The following is a 5,470-nucleotide window of genomic DNA, read 5'->3' as shown; positions in this document are numbered from 1 at the left end:
CTTCGCCAAGCACTTTGCCACGGATCCGGCCGTCGGCGCCGACGAAGTAGGTCGTCGGCAGCGCGACGACGCCGTATTGTCGTGAAATCGCCGCCTTTTCGTCGAGCAGCGCGGGGTAGGTGACCCCAATCCTGCCGATGAACGCGTCCACTTCCTGTCGGCTCTGGCCGGCGTTGACCGCGATGACCGCCAGCCCCCGCTCCCTGTGCCGTTGCCAGACGCGCTCGATGGCCTGCATCTCGTTTTCGCAGTAGCGGCACCAGTCGGCCCAGAAGCGAATGACGACCGGTCTGCCGCGCAGGTCGTCAGGGAATCTGACCGGGGCACCGCCGAGGCTGCTGGCGGTGAACGCGGGCGCGATGTCGCCGCTGTTCAGCCTGTTGGCGTTGCCGTCATCGCAGGCCGTCAAGGCCAGGACGGCGAGGAAGCTCAGCAGGGCGATCGGTTGCCGGAGCATGCTAGCCATCGAGCAGAATCAGGCGCGAGTTGAGGATCATGAGCGAAGCGACGGCGGCGACGACAACGAACATCGCTGCGGCCACGGTCGCCAGTCGCTTGCCGACGGCCGGGATGATGCGCTTCAGGCTCGGAATGCGGGCGAAGGGCTGTATGGCACCGACGCCCAGCCCGGCAGCCGTGGCGACGAAAAGCGGCAGGTACAACCAGTAACCCTGGTAGCCGTATTCGGGCTTGAGGATGCAGAAAGGGCAATGGTGCTGCGGGTGTTCGTAAACGTAGAGCGAGATGAACGAGAGGATGCCGGCGATGGTCACGACGAAGGCCGCGCCGGAGAGCAGCGCGACCAGCCAGGGCGCGCGTTGCCGCAGGCGGTAGAGGAGTCCGGCGCCGGCGGCCAGCAGCAGTGTGAGGTAGAAAGCGATCATCGTCGGCAGCGGTGGCGCAGCGGCGACACTGGCGCTGAGGCTCGGCGCTTCTTCGGAAAACAGGCTGCCGCAGCAGGAGGTGATGACATCGGCCTTGAGCCCGAGAAAGTAGCGCAGCTGCAGCACCGCGCTGGCGATGACGCAGGGCAGCAGGATCAGCAGCAGCAAGTACTTGACGCGCACCAGCGGGTAGTCAGGCGCGAGGGTGTCGACGTGATTGATCACCAGCCAGCTCGAGGCCAGGAAAAAAATGAGGATCTGCGCGATCAGTGCCGGGAAGCCGAATGCATTGACCTTGAGCGCGCCAACCGCGCACATCGCGCCGACGAACATCGAAGACATCCGGTCGGCGTTGAAGACGAACAACAGCAACGCGACGAGCTGGCTGGCGAAGAGGAAGGAGAGCAGGGTCGACAGCAGGTAGGTTCGGCGTTCGAGCACGAGCTGGCGTTCGCTGCCGCTGCGGATGTCCCAGTGGCGGACGAGGTCGATGGCCAGCGGCGCGGCGGCGAGCAGCAGGCCGACGCAGACCAGCGAGGCGAGCAGCAAGGCGATGATCGCCGGCTGGAAGATCATCCATTCCCCCCGGGCGGCGGTGGCACGATGCAACCGTCGCGCAGGTCGATCACCTGATGGACGATCGCCGAATCGACGACCAGCGGGTCATGGCTGGTCAGGATCACCGTCTTGCCGATGCCGTGCAGCCTTTCCAGGATGGCCATGAATTCGAGCGCCAGCGCGCTGTCGAGATTGGCCGTCGGTTCGTCGGCGATGATGATCTGCGGATCGTTGATCAGCGCCCGCGCGATTGCCACCCGCTGCTGTTCGCCGCCCGAGAGGTGTTCGACGGCGGCCGCGCGCCGATGCGACAGGCGCAGATCGCCCAGCAGGCGCTCGGCACGCTCGTGCAGCACACGCCAGTGGCCGCCCAGCGGGTAGGCCGGCAGCATGACGTTTTCCTGGGCCGAGAGGCCCCTGATCAGATTGAATTGCTGGAAGATGAAGCCGAAGGTCTGGCGCCGGATGTCGGTCAGGAAACGCTCGGGGAGTCCCGAGATGTCGCGGTCGCCGAGGCGGACGCGGCCGCTGGTCGGCCGTGACAGGCAGCCGATGATCGACAGCAACGTCGTCTTGCCCGAGCCGCTCGGCCCGCGGAAGGCGGTGACGCGCTGCGCCGGCAGATGCAGGTCGATGCCCTTGAGGGCATGGAACTCGTTCTCCCGGCCGGCGTTGAAGGCCTTGTGGATGTCTTTCAGCTCGATCATCGTTCGCTCAGCCGCGCATGACGGCGTCGGGGTCGGTAATCGCCGCCCGCCAGATCGGCACCAGGGTTGCCGCAGCGTAGGGGAAGACGGTGAAGAAGAACAGCGTGGCGACCTGGAAGCCGTCGATCACCGGGCTCAGTTCGAAGCGCGGGTAGAGCACCGCCCAGCCCTTGAGGACCGGCGCGAAAAGCGACGAAGAGAAGCGGAAGACGTGCAGATAGGCAGCGAGGTAGCCGATCAGGAAAGCGGCCTGCGAGATCAGGGCCCCTTCCCAGAACTTCATCTTCAGGACATCGCCGGTTTCCCAGCCGATCGCCTTGAGAATGCCGATCTCGCGCTTCTCGTCGGCCGACAGGCCGGAGGCCTTCTCCCAGGCGAGGATGGCGAAGGCGAGGATGGCCAGCGAGGCAAGCGCCAGGACGATGCCCTCGCGCCAGTTGAAGACCGACTCGTAGGTACGCAGGATTTCCGCACGCAGGATCGGCCGTGCATCCGGGAACTGCTGCGCCAGCTTGCTGGCGATGTTGCGCACTTCGAGCGGATTGGCGACCGACAGGGCGATGTCGGTGAAATGGCCGGCGGCGATCTCGAAAAAGGCGCGGAAGTCCGCTTCGCTCAGCAGCACCAGGTCGGCGCTCACTAGCTCCGAGTCGCTGGGCAGGATGCCGGCGATCGTGAAGCTGAAGAGCTGTCCCGAATAGGAACGGAAGGAAATGAGGTTGCCGACGGCGAGGCCGCGTGCCCGGGCCATGCCCGCGCCGACGAACAGTGTGCCGGCAGCGATCTCCTGATGGTTTGGCACCATGAAGGTGTAGTTGGCCTTGACCACCGGGTCGTAATAATAGCCCCAGAGGCGGCCTTCCTTCTCCTGCACGCCGCGGATGCGGCCGATACGTTCGAGGTAGCCGGGCGGGATCAGGTCGTGGCGGCCGGCGACCATCCGCTGCAAGACGATTTCCGGTGCGCCGGCGAGAACCTGGGTCGCGGCCTGCCGCAGCGCGTGGGTGAACAGCATCACCGAGGCGAGCAGAAAGACGATCAGCGTATAGACCAGCAACAGACCGAGGTTTTTCGCCTTGCGCCGCGCCAGCGACGAGAGTGTGAAATCAATCAGGTACTTCTGTTTCTCGATCCAGGCGTTCATTGGCGGCAGTCAGGCTGGCGGGCGGCGGGACCAGCGAACCGGTCGGAAAGTGTTCGAGGCCCAGCGGATGATCCTGGAACGCCGAATGCAGGTCGGCCTGCGACAGGTGGCGCGTGTAGCGGGCTTCGGTGAACAGGCAAAGGTCGGTCAGCTGCAGTTGGACGACCAGTTCGCCCATGCGCACGCCGGCAGCGGCGCGTTGCTGGCGCAGCCAGGCGGCATCCGCAAAGCTGGCAGCGACCAGGCTGACGGCGCAGGCGAGGGCAATCAGGGCGCGATGGCTGCGGCGGGCAACGGGCATGGCTTCAGGCAAGAGGCGGCCGCAGACGCCGGCTTGCGCCGATCACCTGCGGCCAGAAAAACCGGCAACCATCGCGTCAATGCCGCCGGCGGCCAGGGGCGAGTGGCGGGCGACGCCTGCCGGCCGGTAGGGCATCAAACCCGATTCGCAGCCCGCATCAGGGCGCCGCGCAGGGCGATCGTCAGGCTGCTGCCAATGCCGACGCGCTGCGCCAGCGCCGGCAGAATGATCAGGGAGGCAAGCGCGAAACCGGCACCGAGCAGCAGTGAGGTCAGTTCGCCATCGTCTTCGCTGCAGTCTGGCTGGTTGTCTTGCATGGTGGGCCTCCCCTGGCGCGATCGGTTCTCAGGTCTTCGGATAGAATGGACGAATCTTAGTGTGCTTCCCGGTTTTGTTGAATGCGGCAAATTGTCGCAGCACCTTTCTCTGCGAGTCCTGCCCGATGATCTCTTCGCCTGTTCGTGTCGGCTTGCTGGCGCTGTTGCTCTTCTCTTCCACCGGCAATGCGCAGCTGGCGGCGGAAGCGGTGGCGCCGTCGCCGGAGCGCCGGAAGGAGCTCATTCACCTGGTTCGTCAGGATTGCGGTTCGTGCCACGGCATGACGCTGCAGGGGGGGCTCGGCCCCTCGTTGAAGCCGGAAGCCTTGCGCGAGAAGCCGGTCGACTCGCTGGTCGCCACGATTTACGGCGGTCGCCCGGGGACGCCGATGCCGCCCTGGCATCGCTTCCTGACCGAGGACGAGGCGCGCTGGGTCGTCGATCAGCTGCTGGCGGGGTTTCCCGAATGAACGGCGGCACGGGAGATACTAACCGAAAGGTTACCCGTTTTTCAGCAGTCAGTCATCGCCAGGACGGAGAGCCGGCCGGCTTGATGCCAACAAGGCGCACGCCAGCCGGTGCGGGCAACGGGTCTAGTAGACCGCCTCCCAGTCGCCGGCCGGATTGCGCACCACGACCATTCGCGGCGGGAATGCGCTATAGAGTGCCATGCCGGCACACATCCGGGCTTCCTCTCCCTTGATCTTCTGGAACTTTGCCGGGTCGGCTGGACGGAACAGATCACCGCTGGTGCTACGCAGCACCACCTCGGCATTGCCGGTCAGCGTCGCGTCCAGTTGACCGGCCGTCGGAGCGTCGATGCGCACCCCGGCCGCGTAAGCCTTGTCAAGGCACTTGCTCTTGCGGACGTCTTCGACCTTGATCTGCGGGCTGGTCTTGAGCGCCGCATAGACTCCCTCGAACGGCGGCCTGAAGCTGTCGGCGCGTGCTTTAACCAGCGCTTCCAGGGCCTGCCTGTCGGCGCTGCTGAGTGCTGTCACCGCCGGCGCGCGATGCCAGGGGTATTCAGTGGCAAACGGCGCGTCGAACTCGCGCGCCATGCTGAGTTTCCCGGCCGCTGCCTTTTCCTCGACGCCTTCGCCGCTCTGATTGGTCGACGTGATCTGCCCGGCACTTCGCTGCTCGGTCGCCTCGTCATTGACGACAGCCCAGCGCAACTGGGCGCGATAGCTGGCTTTGGCATCGCCGGGCTCGAAATCGAAGCGAATGGTGTTCCTGCCCCGGCGCAGCGCCGGTCCGATGGAAGCCACGGGAACCCACACCGAGGGTGCGATCTCGCGCGCCTCGAAGAGTACCGGCACCTTTTCCTGGCGCACTTCCTGCTCGGCAAGGAAGATGTTGTTCAGGTAGACCCGCGCCTTGCCCGCAACGGTCGTCACCTGTTCGTCCTGCTTCGCATTGCCTGTGAATGGCGTGAACTTGAACTCGACGTTGATCACCGCCGCCGACGTCAGTGACGTGTAGACGTACATCAGAACCGCTAGCGCTGCCTTTTTCATGACTGGTCCTTTCCCTGTCGTGCGACCGCATTGATTGCT

8 protein-coding genes are annotated in these 5,470 nt (G+C 65.2%); 1 reads left to right on the top strand and 7 read right to left on the bottom strand.

Annotation, left to right across the window (positions count from 1 at the left end):
- The 6 genes from V5B39_RS21520 to V5B39_RS21495 all read right to left on the bottom strand — a co-directional run.
- Nucleotides 1-466: TlpA disulfide reductase family protein (locus V5B39_RS21520; protein ID WP_332344869.1), on the bottom strand; the 466-nt coding region annotated here is incomplete at its 3' end.
- Complete coding sequence (locus tag V5B39_RS21515) at nucleotides 459-1,460, bottom strand: hypothetical protein (protein WP_332344868.1); 1,002 nt, start codon at nucleotides 1,458-1,460, stop codon at nucleotides 459-461. The genes V5B39_RS21515 and V5B39_RS21520, both read right to left, overlap by 8 nt.
- Nucleotides 1,457-2,149, bottom strand: coding sequence for an ABC transporter ATP-binding protein (locus V5B39_RS21510; protein WP_332344867.1), 693 nt, complete (start codon nucleotides 2,147-2,149; stop codon nucleotides 1,457-1,459). The genes V5B39_RS21515 and V5B39_RS21510 overlap by 4 nt, the downstream gene beginning before the upstream one ends.
- Before the next feature lie 7 nt (nucleotides 2,150-2,156).
- Nucleotides 2,157-3,293 carry an ABC transporter permease gene (locus tag V5B39_RS21505; protein ID WP_332344866.1) on the bottom strand — a complete coding sequence of 379 codons (1,137 nt, stop codon included), beginning with the start codon at nucleotides 3,291-3,293 and terminating at the stop codon, nucleotides 2,157-2,159.
- Nucleotides 3,256-3,594 carry a hypothetical protein gene (locus V5B39_RS21500; RefSeq protein ID WP_332344865.1) on the bottom strand — a complete coding sequence of 113 codons (339 nt, stop codon included), beginning with the start codon at nucleotides 3,592-3,594 and terminating at the stop codon, nucleotides 3,256-3,258. Before V5B39_RS21500 ends, V5B39_RS21505 begins: the two co-directional genes overlap by 38 nt.
- Before the next feature lie 134 nt (nucleotides 3,595-3,728).
- Complete coding sequence (locus V5B39_RS21495) at nucleotides 3,729-3,911, bottom strand: hypothetical protein (protein ID WP_332344864.1); 183 nt, start codon at nucleotides 3,909-3,911, stop codon at nucleotides 3,729-3,731.
- Between the two features lie 125 nt (nucleotides 3,912-4,036).
- Here V5B39_RS21495 and V5B39_RS21490 point away from each other — a divergent pair, with 125 nt between their 5' ends.
- On the top strand, nucleotides 4,037-4,381 hold the full coding sequence (locus V5B39_RS21490) for a c-type cytochrome (protein WP_332344863.1): 345 nt from the start codon (nucleotides 4,037-4,039) through the stop codon (nucleotides 4,379-4,381).
- A 123-nt stretch (nucleotides 4,382-4,504) separates the two neighbouring features.
- Here V5B39_RS21490 and V5B39_RS21485 read toward each other — a convergent pair.
- A partial coding sequence (locus tag V5B39_RS21485) for a hypothetical protein (RefSeq protein WP_332344862.1) occupies nucleotides 4,505-5,470 on the bottom strand: 966 nt, incomplete at its 5' end.

Origin of the sequence: Accumulibacter sp. (assembly GCF_036625275.1) — a bacterium.
In the GTDB taxonomy this organism is placed as follows: Bacteria; Pseudomonadota; Gammaproteobacteria; order Burkholderiales; family Rhodocyclaceae; genus Accumulibacter.
This window is presented reverse-complemented; position numbering and strand designations above follow the sequence as displayed.